Raw genomic sequence first — 14,695 nt, 5'->3', positions numbered from 1 at the left:
GTAACTTACGGCTGCTTCGCGCCGAAATTGCCGCAGCCGTGGTACTGGCGGGTACCGACGGTCAGCATCACCTTCGCCTCGAACGCCTCCCCGCTCATATCGTCCTGGCAGGTAGTGCGCTGGAAACTCAGCTTGACGTCGGTACCATCGGACGCCTTGCCGCTCCAGCCGTCGGCTCCCTTGGTTGGCTTGGCCACGTCAAAGCGGCGCTCGCCATAGTCAACTTCCACCTGCAGGCCCGGCATATCGCCATCGACGACTGCAAGCCATCCGGGTTCATTGCCGGTGGCACGGAACGCGGCATTGCCGGCGCTGCCATCGCCTTCGGCAGCTTCCACCGCATGGCACTCGCGATCCGGCTCGCCCTTCAGGCTCAGCAGGCCATCATCGCTGCCCTTGGTCCAGAAGCTGTTGCCAAGGCTATCGCTGTACTTGGCGCCGGATGCCGCGCGCTCGGAGGTCATGGCGAAGCTACGCTCGCCGATCACCACCGTGGCAGCATCCTCGCCATTGAAGGTCGCGCGCACGCTCAGATCACCACACTGGTAGGCGGTCTCGCTGCCACCTTCCGTGTTGGCGCTCGGCTTCGGCGTGGCAGGCGAGGGGTCATTGCTGCCCGCCGCGGGTGCCTGGGCCGGCTGGCACGCGGCCAGGACCAACCCCAGGGAGGCTGCCAACAGACTGGGAACTACACGCATGGCTCGACTCCTTGTCGACACTACAGGAATGCTCGACCCTACCACCTCGCGGTGAGCAGGGCCTGAAAACGGCCTGACCGCACTCATGCGGCCAGCACCGCCATCGACAGCAGCTGCGCGCCACTGCCGCCGGAACTGCAGGTCCAGACCCGCAACAGGCGCAGCTTCAGTTCACGCTCCCGGCCCTGCCGCCACACCGACATCCGCACGTCGCTGGACAGCAACGCCAGACGGCCACACAGCAGCGTTTCCACCGCGTGCAGCTGCAGGCTTCGTACCTGCAGGTCACCGGCCAACCAATCACCCAGCCACGGCAGATCGAGCATGCGGCCACCGTGGCCGTCCATCAGGAACAGGGCCGGCGATACCAGCGCGTTCAACGCATCGTGATTGTTATCCAGCAGCGCTGCGCACAGGCGCTGCTCCAGCGCCATCAACTGCTGCTCATGCAGATCTTCAACGATGTTCCGTTCCATCCACGGTTCCTCCCGGCATCGGCCGGCGCCTGCGCAGGCGCTGTGCGATCCACTGCCGCGCGCCCTGCACCACTACATAGAAGACCGGCACGAAGAACACCGCCAGCACGGTCGCACTGACCATGCCGCCGAACACGCCGGTTCCAATTGCCTGCTGGGTTTCCTTCGACGCGCCCTGCGCCAGCATCAGTGGCACCACGCCCAGCGCGAACGCCAGCGAGGTCATCACGATCGGACGCAGGCGCAGCCGCGCCGCCTCCAGCGCTGCTTCAACCAGGCCGCGCCCCTGCTGCTGCAGCTGCCGCGCGAATTCGACGATGAGGATCGCGTTCTTCGCCGACAGCCCGATCACGGTGATCATGCCGACCTTGAAGAACACGTCGTTGGGCATGCCGCGCAACAACACCGCGGCGACCGCGCCAAGCAGGCCCAGGGGCACCACCAGCAGCACCGCCAACGGAATCGACCAGCTCTCGTACAGCGCGGCAAGCACCAGGAACACCACCAGCATCGACAACAGCAGCAGCCACGGCGCCTGCGCCCCCGACTCACGCTCCTGCAGCGACTGGCTGGTCCATTGCAGGGCGAAGCCGGACGGCAGCTTTTCGGCCAACCGCTCCATCTCCGCCATGGCCTGGCCGGTCGACACGCCAGAGGCCGGGGCGCCGGACAGGTTCAGCGCCGGGAAACCAAGATAGCGTTGCAGCTGCAACGGCGCCTCGGTCCAGTGCGGGGTGACCAGCTCGGACAACGCCACCATGCCGCCCTCGCTGTTGCGCACGTACAGCTTCAGCACGTCTTCCAGCTCCATCCGGTGCGGCGCATCGGCCTGCAGGATCACCTGCTGCAGCCGTCCCTTGTTGGGGAAGTCGTTGACGTACTGCGAGCCCATGGCCGCCGACAGCGTGCTGCTGATGTGCTCGAAGCCCACGCCCATCGCCTCGGCCTTGGCGCGGTCGATCTCCAGCCGCACGCTGGTGCCGGCTGGCAGGCCATCGGCATGCACCTCCGACAGCAACGGGCTGGCTTCGGCCAGCTTCAGCAGCTGCTGCAGGGCTGCGCGCAGTTCGGCCTGGCCCTGCCCGGTACGCGCCTGCAGGGCCAGTGAGAAGCCGGAGGAACGACCCAGGCTGTCGATGGCCGGCGGCATCACGCTCATCACCTCACCCTCGGCAACCGTGGCCATCGCCTGCTGCGCGGCCTCCACCTCACCGGCCGCGGTTGCGCCTGCGCGCTCACCCCAGTCCTTCAGCATGGTGTAGGTCAGCGCCGCACTCGGGCCGGAACCGGAAAAGCTGTAGCCGAGGATCGACTGGTTGGAGCCGATGCCCGGACGCGAGGCCACGTGCCGTTCGTAGGCTTCGACCACGGCCAGCGTACGCTCGGCCGTCGCCTCGGCCGGCAGCTGGATCGAGGTCATGAAATAGCCCTGGTCTTCTTCCGGCAGGAATGCACCCGGCAGCCAGTGCAGGCCCAGCAGCAACGCCGCCACCAGCGCGGCGAACACGCCCATCACCCGCCCGCTCCGCTGCAGCACCGACGCCACACCACGCTGGTAACGCCCGGTCATCCGCTCGAAGCCCCGGTTGAAGGCGCCGAACAGCCCGCCGCGACCGTGATGGCCGTGGGTGGCCTGGCGCAGCAGGGTCGCGCACAGCGCCGGCGTCAGGCTCAGGGCCAGCAGCGCAGAGAACAGGATCGACACCGCCATCGCCACGGTGAACTGGCGGTAGATCGCGCCCACCGAACCGCTGGCCAGCGCCATCGGGATGAACACCGCAGTCAGCACCAGGGTAATGCCGATCACTGCGCCGGTCAGTTCACGCATCGCCTTGATGGTGGCCTCGCGCGGCGGCAGGCCCTCCTCGGCCATGATCCGTTCCACGCCCTCGACCACCACGATCGCGTCGTCGACGATGATGCCGATGGCCAGCACCATGCCGAACATGGTCAGTACGTTGATCGAGAAGCCCAGCGCCAGCATCACCGCGAACGTACCCAGCAGCGCGATCGGTGCGACCAACGCCGGGATCAGCGTGTAACGCCAGTTCTGCAGGAACAGGTACATCACCGCGAACACCAGCAGCATCGCCTCCAGCAGGGTCTGCACCACCTTCTGGATCGAGATCTTCACGAACGGCGCGGTGTCGAACGGGATGCTCGCTTCCACCCCGCGCGGCAGCAGGGGCGCCAGCTCAGCCATGCGCTCACGCACCGCCGCAGCGGTACGCACCGCGTTCGCGCCCGGGCGCAGCTGCACGCCGGCGGCGGTGGCTGGATGGCCGTCCTCGCGGGTGCCCCAGGCATAGCTCTGCGCGCCAAGCTCGACGCGGGCGACATCACCCAGCACCACCCGTGAACCGTCGGCGCCGGCACGCAGTACGATCGCCGCGAACTGTTCGGGCGTGGACAACTGGCCGTCGGCACTGAGCGGCACGGTGATGCGCTGGCCTGGAACACCCGGCGAGTCACCAATGCGTCCTGGCGAAATCTCCAGATTCTGCTGCTCGATCGCGGTTGCCACATCGCCCATGGTCAGGCCGTAGCCGGTCAACCGGGTCGGGTCCAGCCACACGCGCATCGCCTGCTCGGCACCGAACAACTGCACGCGGCCGACGCCATCGATACGGCGCAGCTCTTCGATGATGTTGCGCGCCATGAAATCGCCCAGCGCGGCCTCGCTGACGCTGGCATCGGGCGAACGCAGGCCGACCAGCATCAGGAAGCCGGAATCAACGGCCTCCACGAACAGGCCGTTCTGGCGCACGCTGCGCGGCAGCCGTGGTTCGATCGCCTTGATCCGGTTCTGCACGTCCACCTGCGCCAGCTCCGGATTGGTGCCGGGCTTGAAGGTGGCAGTGATCGACGCTTCGCCGGACGTGTCCACCGACGACTCGAAGTACAGCAGGTGCTTGACGCTGGACAGCTCGCGCTCGATCAGGCCAACCACGGCATCATTCAGCGTCTGCGGGCTGGCACCCGGGTAGCTGGCATAGATGCTGACGCTGGGCGGGGCGACTGCTGGATAGCGCTCCACCGCCAGCCGCGGGATCGCCAGCACGCCGGCCAGGATGATGAAGATCGCCAGCACCCAGGCGAACACCGGGCGATCGATGAAGAAACGTGCCATGTTGGATTTTCCTGGAGGGACCGGCCCGGAACAGGCTCAGCCCTTGCTGCCGGCCTGTACTGCACCGGCGCTGGCAACCGGCATCTGCCAGTCGCGCGCATCGACCACCACGCCTTCCTGCAGGCGCTCCTGGCCCTCGACCACCACTTTCTCGCCGGCCTTCAGGCCCGTGCGCACCAGCCACTGGCGATCGACACTGCCGTCCACTTCCAGCGTGCGGATCACCGCCTTGCCGTCGCCGCCGATCACCCAGGCATAGGCCTGGCCACCGGCGCTGCGCAGCACCGCCTGCTGTGGCACGGTCAATGCACTGGCGGGCGCGCCACGTGGCACCCTCGCGCGCACGTACATGCCGGGCAGCAGCTGCCGCTGAGGGTTGTCGACCAGGATGCGCAGGATGACATCACCGGTTCGCGCATCGACATTGATGCCGGAGAACAGCAGCTGGCCGCGTTCGGGCAGTGGCTTGCCGCTGGCACCGATGATCGTCACCGGCAGCTCGCCGCCACCGGCGGCACTGCGCTGCAGCGACTCCAGCTGCGCCGCCGGTTGGCGCACATCGACGTAGACCTGGTCGATCTGCTGCACCACCGCCATCGGCTCGGCATCAGCCACGCCGACCAGCGCACCTTCGGTCACCAGCGCCTGGTCGATACGGCCGGCAATGGGTGCACTGACCGTCGCGTAACGCAGATCGAGCTGGCGACGGGACAGGATCGCGCGCGCTTCGTTCACTGCGGCACGGGCCTGCTCGTATTCGGCGCTGGCATCGTCGCGATGCTGTTGGCTGACCGCCTGTGCGGCGGCCAGCGCATGCAGGCGCTGCGATTGCACGCGGCTGCGGCCCAGCGCGGCCTCACTGCGCTGCAGGGCAGCCAGTGCCGAATCGACGTCGGCCCGGAACGCGGCCGGGTCGATCTGGAACAAGGCCTGGCCGGCGCTCACTTCGGCCCCCTGGTCGAACAGCCGGCGCTGCACGATGCCGCCCACCTGCGCACGGATCTGCGCGGTGCGCACGGCGGCCACGCGGCCGGGCAGTTCGTCGTCACGCTGCACCACCTGTGGGCCGACGGTGATCACGCTGACACGCGGTGCGGCTTCGGGAGTGGCTTCGGGGGTGGAGCAGGCCGTCATGGCCAGGGCGAGGGCCGCGATCAACGCGACCGGAGTCCTGAAGGTTCTCATTGCTGTGCACAATGCCGCGCAGGCGGCGGATAGGTTCTGAAGCGCGCAGTGTGCGTGGCAATGATGGGGTTTCGATGGAGGAACTGTGGAGATACGATGGAGGCAAGCACCTTACGGCCCCGCCCCTGCATGCATGCCTCCCCCGCCCTCGCCGCTCTCGTCCTGATCGTCGAGGATGAGGCCGAGATCGCCGATATTCTCAGCGCCTACCTGGAACGCGAAGGACTGCGTACGCTGCGCGCGGCCGATGGCCACAGCGCACTGGACCTGCATCGCAGCGCCCGCCCCGACCTGGTCCTGCTCGATGTACAGCTGCCACGCCTGGATGGCTGGAGCGTGCTGACCCAGTTGCGCCAGCGTGGTGAGACGCCGGTGATCATGCTGACCGCGCTGGACCAGGACCTCGACAAGCTGACCGCGCTGCGCATGGGTGCCGACGACTACGTGGTCAAGCCGTTCAACCCGGCCGAGGTAGCGGCGCGTGTGCGCGCGGTGCTGCGGCGTACGCTGCGCGCCTCGCGCGTGGACGCGCCCACTGCGCTGCGCGTCGGCCCGCTGCTGATCGACTCGGCCACCCACGCCGTGCACGTGGAGGGCGAAGGCTACAGTCACGAAGTGCTGCTCACGCTCACCGAGTTCAAGCTGCTGCACTGCATGGCGCTGGCACCGACCCGCATCTTCAGCCGCAGCGAGCTGATGCACGAATGCCTGCCGGAAAGCGAAGCGCTGGAGCGCACTGTCGACAGCCATGTCAGCAAGCTGCGCCGCAAGCTGGACGAAGTGGGCATGGTCAATGTTCCGGCCAGTGTGCGCGGCGTCGGCTACCGGTTGATGGCTGACCGCTGATGGCCCGACTGCGCCGTTCCGGGCTCAGCCGCCACATCATCGTCTCGATGTCGCTGATGGTGATCGGCGTCATCGTGATGATGATCTTGTCGTCGTGGCTGCTGTACGCGGTGCTGGTCGAGTTCTTCCCCGGCAGTACCGAAGAGCCGGAAAGCTGGTTGCCGACCGGGCCGGAGCTTGCATGGATGGTGGGCGTGATCCTGACCGGCCTGGCGCTGGCCATCGCCGCCTCGTTCCGCCTCGCCCACCGCATCCTGTCGCCGTTGAATTCGCTGGTGGACAGCGTGCGTGCCCTCGCCAGCGGTGACCTCGGGGCCCGCGCCAGCGTCGAGGAGAATTCGCCGGGCGAAGTGGCGACCCTGGTTGAAGACTTCAATGCGATGGCGCGCCGCCTGCAGCACATGGAGAGCGAGCGCGCGATGTGGCATGCGGCCATCGCACATGAGCTGCGTACTCCGGTGACGATCCTGCGCGGCCGCCTGCAGGGACTGGCCGAGGGCGTGTTCCATCCGGACGAGTCGCAGTTCCGCAGCCTGCTCGCCCAGGTCGAAGGGCTGTCCCGCCTGATTGAAGATCTGCGCGTACTGAGCCTGTCCGACAACGCACGGCTGGACGTGCGTCGCGCACGCACCGACGTGGTGGCCGAGGTGCATTCGGTGATGACGCTGGTCGACCCGCAGTTCCGCGCTGCGGGCTTCGTGCTGGAGCTGGAAACCAGCCGCGAGGAACACAACGCGCACTGTGATCCCACGCGCCTGCGCCAGGCGCTGCTGGCGCTGCTGGAAAACGCCCGTCGCTATGCCAGCCCAGGCAAGGTGCGGATCGCTGTCCATGACACGCCGGGCCATGTGCAGGTGGCCATCGAGGATGAAGGCCCGGGCATTGATCCGGGACTGCATGCCGATATCTTCACTCCGTTCATGCGCGCCGACGGCTCACGTTCGCGCCAGGGCGGTGGCAGCGGGCTCGGCCTGGCGGTGGTCAAGGCCATCGCCGATGCACATGGCGGCCATGCCTACTGCACGCCCGGCAGCTGCGGCGGCAGCCGTTTCGTCATCGAACTGCCGCGCCAGTAGCCGGACCAGCGGCCTGCGTGCGCAGGTGTGCCCCCAGCGCGGCCAGATTGGCGTCGATCGCATCCATTTCCTCACGCTGCCGCGCCGGCAACTGCTGGCGAAGCTGCACACGCAATGCCTGCCATGCCGGTACCGCCTGCGCACTGGCAGTGGTCACGGCCGCAGACAGCAGTACCTGCTCGTCGCCCAGAGGCAACCCATAGCCGCCGTCCTGCAGCAGCGTCCCTGGGCGCAACCACTGCCCACTCTGCGCCAGCAGGCCGCGCAGGCTGCGGGTTTCCGCGCTGTCCGCAGCAGCAAGCAGCTGCCGCTTGAGCACATCGCGTGCCCGCAGCTCGGCACGCCGCTGTGCGGCCTGTTCCAGCAACAGCAGGCCGGCACTGGCGCGCAGGTCGCCCTTCAGCAGCCACGGTGCCCGTTGTTCCGCCGGCAGCTTCAACCAGCCGCGCACATCGCGGGCGGGCAGGCTCAGCTGGGTCGCCGCCACTGTGAACAACTGCTGGTAGTGGTCGCGCGCGGAAGCGAAGTAATAGCCCTGTGCCTGCGCGGTGTTGCGGTCCGTGAGTACCCGCTCGTCGAGCATGCCCAGCCGCGCCAGCCGGCGCTTGAGACCGCGCGGACTCAGCTGGGCCAGCCCGGCCTCGCCCAGCCGCGGCACTCCGGCCTGCAGCAGCTTGGCGGTCTCCACCGCACAGTTGTTGCTGACGAAGTAATAGCGCCCGTCATAGCTCCAGTGCACCTGGGCGGTGCGCTCGAGCAGGCTGGCGATCTCATCGCGCTGCAGCCGCAATGGCAGCGACTGCAGGCCGCGCAGTTCGACCTTGGTGTACTCGTCCACCACCTGCTGCAGCGGCAGCACGAACAGCCGCGACGGGTAGCCGCCGGTCAAGCCGCGCCAGTTGGATATCTGCACGTCGCCCACGAACGCGCGGAAGGACAGCACGCGGTGGTGTTCGAGATCCAGCCTGCAGTCCGGCCCCGGTGCGCGCCCGGGCCTGCAGATCACCAATCGCAGCATGCTGTGGCCCCAGCGGCTCATCGGCTGCGCGCTGCCTTCGGCGAACAGGTACTCCACGGCGTAGACACGCGCGGGGTCGAGCTGCAGCAGCGATGCCGCCCCCTCTTCCGATTCGGCCTGCAGCAATGGCAACGCGGTCGCGCAGTGCGACTGCGGCAGCGATGGCGGAGTTCCGAAATGGGCCTGGTACCACCGCGCCAGTGCCGGGCGCCGGCAGGCGAACTCGCTGTCGAGCACGAAATGCTCGGCGTTCACTGCCAGGTACTCGGCCGGGTCCTTCAGTTCATACGCATCGGGGCTGCGGTCACGGAAGTCGTTGTCGCCACGGCCGAGATGCCAGGGCTTGCGCTGCCAACCCGCGAGGTCACGCCATCGCATGCTCTGCGACCAGTTCGCACCGCCACGGTCGGCGACGTGCGTCAGTTCGTGTACCAGCGCGCTGCGGCGTGCGCGCCGGGCGCCCGGCGCACTGTCGCCCAGCAGACTCCGGCGCAGCGCGATACGGCCAGCGAAGGTGCGGCCATGCACATCGGCCGGCAGGTCATCCGTCCAGCGCACCCGCACCTGCGCCGGCAACGCAGCCAGCAGGCCGTCCGGCAATAGTGACTGCACGTCGGCCAGGGTCTGGCTGGCGAGCCGCTGCTGTGCCGGATCAAGACCGGACGGATCAAGCTGCAGGCGTTCAGCTGCAGGCGCGACGTGGGCGGTCAGCAGTAGAGCCACGCCAAGCGTGGCGGCGTTCCGTGCAGATGTCATGCAGTTGCCGGCCAGCGGCCGGCACTACCCGAAGGCCGGATCAACGGGCCAGCAGCGCGCGGGCCAGTTCCAGGTCGCTCTGCAGCTGTGCGGTGGCGCTCTGCTCACGCAGGTGGACCAGCGCGGCCTGCAGGCGGGCGCCACGGATCTGGCCGTCGCTGGCAACGAACGCAGCGGCATCGTCGCGCGCGGCCAGCACCACCTTGTCATCACCCGAGCTGCTGCCCGAGGAGCCGGAGGAAGCGCCGGTGGCCGAACCGGCCGAGGTGCCGGCGAAGCTGGAAGCGAAGCCGGCCAGCGGCAGGGACAGCAGGGCGAGCAGCAGAAGCTTACGGGTCATCGGTTCGAAGCCGGTTGTGAGGATGCGTGGAGCGTAACGGGTGCGTGAAGGATTTGCCCGGCTCAGGCGTCGAACAGCTTGCCGGGATTCAGCCGCGCTTGAGGATCGAACGCGCGTTTGACCGCCTTCATCAGCGCGATTTCGGCCGGGCCGCGGGTGCTGTCCAGGTAGCCCTTCTTGACCAGGCCGATGCCATGCTCGGCCGAGATGCTGCCATCGAAACGCGCCAGCACCTGCGCCAGCAGCTTGGTGACGTGCTCGCACTGCGCCACGAAATCGGCGTCACTGGTGTCGTCGGGCTTGAGCACGTTGATGTGCAGGTTGCCGTCGCCGATGTGGCCGAACCAGACCACGTCGAAGTGCGGGTAGGCTTGCCCGATCAGTGCCTGGGTCTCTGCCAGGAACGCCGGCATCGCCGAGATCCGTACCGAGACGTCGTTCTTGTAGGGTTTGTAGCGCGCCAGCGATTCGGTGATGCCTTCGCGCAGGCGCCACAGCTGGGCGGCCTGGGCGTCGCTGGCACTGATCACCCCGTCGCTGACCCAGCCGTTGCCCATGCAGTCCTCGAAGGCCGCCATCGCCGCCGCTTCCTGCGCTTCGTCGTTGGCGGCGAACTCGGTGACCACGTAGTACGGGTGCACCTCGTCGAACGGCGCCTGCGCGCCGTGCGCCAGCACATGCTCCAGCGCGCGGTCGGTGAAGAACTCGAAGGCCTGCAGCTGCAGGCGCGCGCGGAACGCGGCGAACACCTGCATCAGCACTTCGAAGCTGGGTACGGCCAGCAGCATCACGTTGCTGGCCGGCGGCGGATCGGTCAGCTTCACCGTCGCCTCGACGATCACCCCCAACGTACCTTCCGAACCAATCAGCAGCTGGCGGAAGTCATAGCCGCTGGAGTTCTTGATCAGGCCCTTGTTGAGCTCGAGCAGTTCGCCACTGGCGGTGACCACCTTCAGCCCGGCGATCCACTCGCGGGTGTTGCCGTAGCGGATCACTCGGATGCCGCCGGCATTGGTGGCAATGTTGCCGCCGATCGTGCACGAGCCGCGCGCGGCGAAATCCACCGGGTAGATCAGGCCGTGGTCCAGCGCGGCGTTGTGCACGGCCTCCAGCGGCATGCCGGCCTGCACCACCAGTGTGCGATCGACCGCGTCGTAGTCCAGCGCCCTGTTCATCCTCTCCAGGCTGAGCACCAGCTCGCCGTTGGCCGCCACCGCGCCACCCGAGAGGCCGGTGCGGCCGCCCGACGGCACCACCGCCACGCCCTCGGCGGCACTCCAGCGCATCACCGCCTGTACCTCCTCGACCGTGGCCGGCAGTGCGATCGCCAGCGGCGCCGGCGTCCAGCGCCGGGTCCAGTCGCGCCCGTAATGCTCCAGGTCGGCCGGGTCGGTCTTCAGCTTCAGGCCGGGACAGGCCTGCTGCAGCGAGGCAATGCGGGAATCGGTCATGACGGTCCAGCGCGGGGCGTGAAGAACGGGCAAGCGTGCCAGCGGCACGCGCCAGCGTCCAGCCCTGCAGACAGGCAGATAGCTACGGATGCAACCAATTGCGCACTGCACCATGAGCGCCGTGATCTGGCATAGTGGTTGGCCCCTGTCCCACTGGCCGTGTTGCCCCATGTCGCCGAAGAAGACCTCGTTCCCGAAGCAGGATATCCGCGTGCTGTTGCTGGAGGGGGTCAGCCAGACCGCCGTGGAGGTGTTCAGCGCCGCCGGCTACAGCCAGATCGAGGCACACACCAAGGCGCTGCCCGAGGACGAATTGAAGGCGCGCATCGCCGAGGCACATATTGTCGGCATCCGTTCGCGCACCCAGCTCAGCGCCGAGGTGCTGGCCGAGGCGAAGCGCCTGATCGCGGTGGGCTGCTTCTGCATCGGCACCAACCAGGTCGACCTGGATGCGGCCGAACTGGCCGGCATCCCGGTGTTCAATGCGCCCTATTCCAATACCCGCAGCGTGGCCGAGCTGGTGATCGCCGAGGCGATCATGCTGACCCGCGGCATCCCGCAGAAGAACGCCGAATGCCATCGCGGCGGCTGGTCGAAGTCGGCCAGCGGCAGCCATGAAGTGCGTGGCAAGACGCTGGGCATCATCGGTTATGGCCACATCGGCACCCAGGTCGGCGTGCTGGCCGAATCGCTGGGCATGCAGGTGATCTTCCACGACGTGGAAACCAAGCTGGCGCTGGGCAATGCGCGTGCCGCGGCCAGCCTGGACGACCTGCTGGCGCGCGCCGACATCGTCACCCTGCACGTGCCGGAGACGCCGGCCACGCAGTGGATGATCGGCAGCACGGAGCTGGCGAAGATGCGCAAGGGTGCGCACCTGATCAACGCCGCGCGCGGCACCGTGGTCGACATCGATGCGCTGGATGCTGCGCTGGCCTGCGGCCACGTCGGCGGTGCCGCGCTGGACGTGTTCCCGGTCGAACCGAAGGGCAACGGCGATATCTTCGAGTCGCCGCTGACCCGCCACGACAACGTGATCCTGACCCCGCACGTGGGCGGCAGCACGCTGGAAGCGCAGGACAACATCGGCGTGGAAGTGGCAGCCAAGCTGGTGCGCTACAGCGACAACGGCAGCACCCTGTCGGCGGTCAACTTCCCGGAAGTGACCCTGCCCGAACACGAAGACAGCCTGCGCCTGCTGCACATCCACCAGAACGTGCCGGGCGTGCTGTCCAGGGTCAACGAGATCTTCTCGCGCCACAACGTCAACATCGACGGCCAGTTCCTGCGTACCGACCCGAAGGTGGGCTACGTGGTGATCGACATCACCGCCAGCGAGGCACAGGCCGCCGCCGTGCGCGACGAGCTGGCCGCGATTCCGGGCACGCTGCGGACGCGCATCCTGTACTAGGTAAAAAGGGGACGGAGGGGATTAAGTCGTTTATGCATTAACGACTTAATCCCCTCCGTCCCCTTTTTTCAACGTGCCAGCCAGCGGCGCGCCATGCGCTGCATGGATTCATCCGACTCCGGGTCGGCCGCGACTTCGGTCACCGGCCGCCAGGCCAGGTCCAGCGATTCCTCGCTGAGCACGAAGGCCTCGCCACCCAGCGCCCGGATCACGAAACGCACGTCGTAGTGCCAGTGCCCCGGCACGTCCTTGCGCTCGGGAATCCAATGCTTGTCCAGATCGAAGATGGCCGGGTCTTCCAGTACCAGGCCGCTCAGCCCGGACTCCTCCTCGGCTTCCTTCAGCGCCACCTGCGCCAGATCACGGTCGCCGTCGGCGTGACCGCCCAGCTGCAGCCAGCGCTGCAGCTTTCGGTGATGGGTGAGCAGCAGGCGCTGGCCGTCGGCACTGACCAGCCAGCAGCTGGCGGTGAAATGCCCGGCCAGCCGTTCGCGACGGAACGGATCTTCTGGATCGTCCAGCAATGTGCCGAATTCGGCAGCCAGTGCGTCGTGGGCGGGCTCGCGGCGGGCATAGTCCCGCAACAGGCCGCGCAGGCGATCGTCAAGCACGGCAAGGGTTTCGGCGGTCTGGCGCATGAATGGGGGCGGTTCGGAAAAATACTGCTCATTATCGCCGTTCATTGTTGCGATTGCGCTTGTGCGTTGGCTTCAGCTTTGGCTAAGGTACAGCGGGCCGTTCGCACGGCCTTCACCATTCAAGGTTGCCGGCAACGTATCGGCGGCCCACCCCATCCGATCATTAGGAAGTACTGCATGCTGAAAGCTCTGTTGAGGGTCAAGCCGGTCCAGCCGGCCGGGCACGTCGATGCCGGCGAACCCATCGAAGGCAGCCTGGACGGCGAAGCCACGTTGAAACGGACCCTCACGGCTAAACACCTCATCCTGCTGGGCGTGGGTGCGGTGATCGGCGCTGGTATCTTCGTGCTGACCGGCCAGGCCGCGGCCAACCACGCCGGCCCGGCGGTGATGCTGTCCTTCGTGCTGGCCGGTTTCGCCTGTGCCCTGGCGGGCCTGTGCTACGCCGAGTTCGCGGCGATGATGCCGGTCTCCGGCAGTGCCTACTCCTACTCCTACGCCACCCTCGGCGAGGGCATGGCCTGGTTCATCGGCTGGTGCCTGGTGCTGGAGTACCTGTTCGCCTCGGCGTCGGTCGCGGTGGGTTGGTCGGCCTACCTGATCAGCTTCATCACCACCACGCTGCACATGCCCTTCCCGGACCTGCTCAGCGCCGCGCCCATCGCCTGGACCGGCAGCGAGTTCGTCTCTTCCGGCAAGCTGTTCAACCTGCCGGCGGTGCTGATCGTGGCGGCGGTGTCCGGCCTGCTGTACGTGGGCGTGACCCAGTCGGCGTTCGTCAACGCCATCATCGTGGCGATCAAGGTCACCGTCATCTGCCTGTTCATCGGCATCGGCGCGGCCCACATCGATCCGGCCAACTGGCAGCCCTTCATTCCGGAAAACACCGGCGTGCCGGGTGAGTTCGGCTGGAGCGGCATCTTCCGCGCGGCCACTATCGTGTTCTTCGCCTACATCGGCTTCGACGCGGTTTCCACCGCCGCCGGCGAAACCAAGGATCCCCAGCGCAACATGCCGATCGGCCTGCTCGGCTCGCTGGCCGTGTGCACCATCGTCTACATCATCGTCTGCGCGGTGCTGACCGGCATGATGCCGTACCACCTGCTGGGCACCGACAAGCCGGTGGCCACCGCGCTGGAGCCCTACCCGACCCTGTCCTGGCTGAAGACCCTGGTCGAGATCGGCGCCATCGCCGGCCTGTCCTCGGTGGTGCTGGTGATGATGATGGGCCAGACCCGCATCGCCTACACCATTTCCCGCGACGGCCTGCTGCCGAAGTTCTTCGGCAAGGTCCACGCTCGTTTCCGCACCCCCTATTGGGCCACGATCGTGGTCGGCGTGATCGCCGCCGCACTGGCCGGCCTGGTGCCGCTGAACGTGCTGGGCGAACTGGTGTCGATGGGCACCCTGTTGGCCTTCGCCACGGTCTGCATCGGCGTGCTGGTGCTGCGCTATACCAAGCCGGAGATCCACCGCCCGTTCCGCGTGCCGGCGGTGTGGATCATCTGCCCGCTTGGCGCTGCGGCCTGCCTGTTCCTGTTCTGGCAGGCGTTCGTGGTGCACTGGCACCTGTTCGTCGGCTGGACCGTGCTGGGCATGCTGATCTATCTCGGCTATGGCATGCGCAACAGCAAGCTGGCCAAGTCACCCTGATCCGCCTACGGGCCGGC

Annotated in this window: 12 protein-coding genes; 4 read left to right on the top strand and 8 right to left on the bottom strand. The window is 67.4% G+C overall.

Going from position 1 to position 14,695, the window contains the following annotated elements; all coding sequences use genetic code 11:
• Positions 1-5: 5 nt before the first annotated feature.
• The 4 genes from PEM_RS07430 to PEM_RS07415 all read right to left on the bottom strand — a co-directional run bounded on the left by PEM_RS07430 (position 6) and on the right by PEM_RS07415 (position 5,489).
• Positions 6-698 carry an MliC family protein gene (locus PEM_RS07430; RefSeq protein ID WP_111129397.1) on the bottom strand — a complete coding sequence of 231 codons (693 nt, stop codon included), beginning with the start codon at positions 696-698 and terminating at the stop codon, positions 6-8.
• An 83-nt stretch (positions 699-781) separates the two neighbouring features.
• The gene (locus PEM_RS07425; RefSeq protein WP_095378816.1) at positions 782-1,174 is read right to left on the bottom strand and encodes a nuclear transport factor 2 family protein; all 393 of its coding nucleotides are present in this window, start codon (positions 1,172-1,174) and stop codon (positions 782-784) included.
• Positions 1,155-4,304: a multidrug efflux RND transporter permease subunit gene (locus tag PEM_RS07420; RefSeq protein WP_111129399.1), complete on the bottom strand. Its 3,150-nt coding sequence runs from the start codon at positions 4,302-4,304 to the stop codon at positions 1,155-1,157. The genes PEM_RS07425 and PEM_RS07420 overlap by 20 nt, the downstream gene beginning before the upstream one ends.
• 36 nt (positions 4,305-4,340) lie before the next feature.
• Positions 4,341-5,489, bottom strand: coding sequence for an efflux RND transporter periplasmic adaptor subunit (locus tag PEM_RS07415; RefSeq protein ID WP_111129400.1), 1,149 nt, complete (start codon positions 5,487-5,489; stop codon positions 4,341-4,343).
• A 129-nt stretch (positions 5,490-5,618) separates the two neighbouring features.
• Here PEM_RS07415 and PEM_RS07410 point away from each other — a divergent pair, with 129 nt between their 5' ends.
• Positions 5,619-6,335 (top strand): response regulator, encoded by a 717-nt coding sequence (locus tag PEM_RS07410; RefSeq protein WP_005416361.1) that lies wholly within the window; start codon positions 5,619-5,621, stop codon positions 6,333-6,335.
• Entirely contained in the window at positions 6,335-7,411 is a 1,077-nt protein-coding gene (locus PEM_RS07405; RefSeq protein ID WP_005416360.1) for an ATP-binding protein, read from the top strand. Before PEM_RS07410 ends, PEM_RS07405 begins: the two co-directional genes overlap by 1 nt.
• Here the strand turns inward: PEM_RS07405 and PEM_RS07400 are convergent.
• The 3 genes from PEM_RS07400 to PEM_RS07390 form a co-directional block, all read right to left on the bottom strand.
• Entirely contained in the window at positions 7,389-9,185 is a 1,797-nt protein-coding gene (locus PEM_RS07400) for a DUF4105 domain-containing protein (RefSeq protein WP_111129402.1), read from the bottom strand. The two genes, PEM_RS07405 and PEM_RS07400, sit on opposite strands and share 23 nt — an antisense overlap.
• Positions 9,186-9,225: 40 nt before the next feature.
• The gene (locus PEM_RS07395; protein ID WP_005416358.1) at positions 9,226-9,525 is read right to left on the bottom strand and encodes a DUF2388 domain-containing protein; all 300 of its coding nucleotides are present in this window, start codon (positions 9,523-9,525) and stop codon (positions 9,226-9,228) included.
• A gap of 62 nt (positions 9,526-9,587) precedes the next feature.
• Complete coding sequence (locus PEM_RS07390) at positions 9,588-10,976, bottom strand: FAD-binding oxidoreductase (protein ID WP_005416357.1); 1,389 nt, start codon at positions 10,974-10,976, stop codon at positions 9,588-9,590.
• Between the two features lie 169 nt (positions 10,977-11,145).
• Between PEM_RS07390 and serA the strand changes: the two genes are divergently transcribed.
• Entirely contained in the window at positions 11,146-12,387 is a 1,242-nt protein-coding gene (gene serA, locus PEM_RS07385; RefSeq protein WP_111129404.1) for a phosphoglycerate dehydrogenase, read from the top strand.
• A gap of 68 nt (positions 12,388-12,455) precedes the next feature.
• Here the strand turns inward: serA and PEM_RS07380 are convergent, their stop codons facing one another.
• A complete protein-coding gene (locus PEM_RS07380) occupies positions 12,456-13,070 on the bottom strand; it encodes an NUDIX hydrolase (RefSeq protein ID WP_005416355.1) in 615 nt (204 codons plus the stop codon).
• Between the two features lie 132 nt (positions 13,071-13,202).
• On the opposite strand from PEM_RS07380, the gene PEM_RS07375 reads away from it, so the two are divergent.
• Positions 13,203-14,678: an amino acid permease gene (locus PEM_RS07375; protein WP_005416354.1), complete on the top strand. Its 1,476-nt coding sequence runs from the start codon at positions 13,203-13,205 to the stop codon at positions 14,676-14,678.
• The last annotated feature ends 17 nt before the right edge of the window (positions 14,679-14,695 follow it).

Origin of the sequence: Stenotrophomonas sp. Pemsol (assembly GCF_003586545.1) — a bacterium.
Classification (GTDB): Bacteria; Pseudomonadota; Gammaproteobacteria; order Xanthomonadales; family Xanthomonadaceae; genus Stenotrophomonas; species Stenotrophomonas sepilia.
This window is presented reverse-complemented; position numbering and strand designations above follow the sequence as displayed.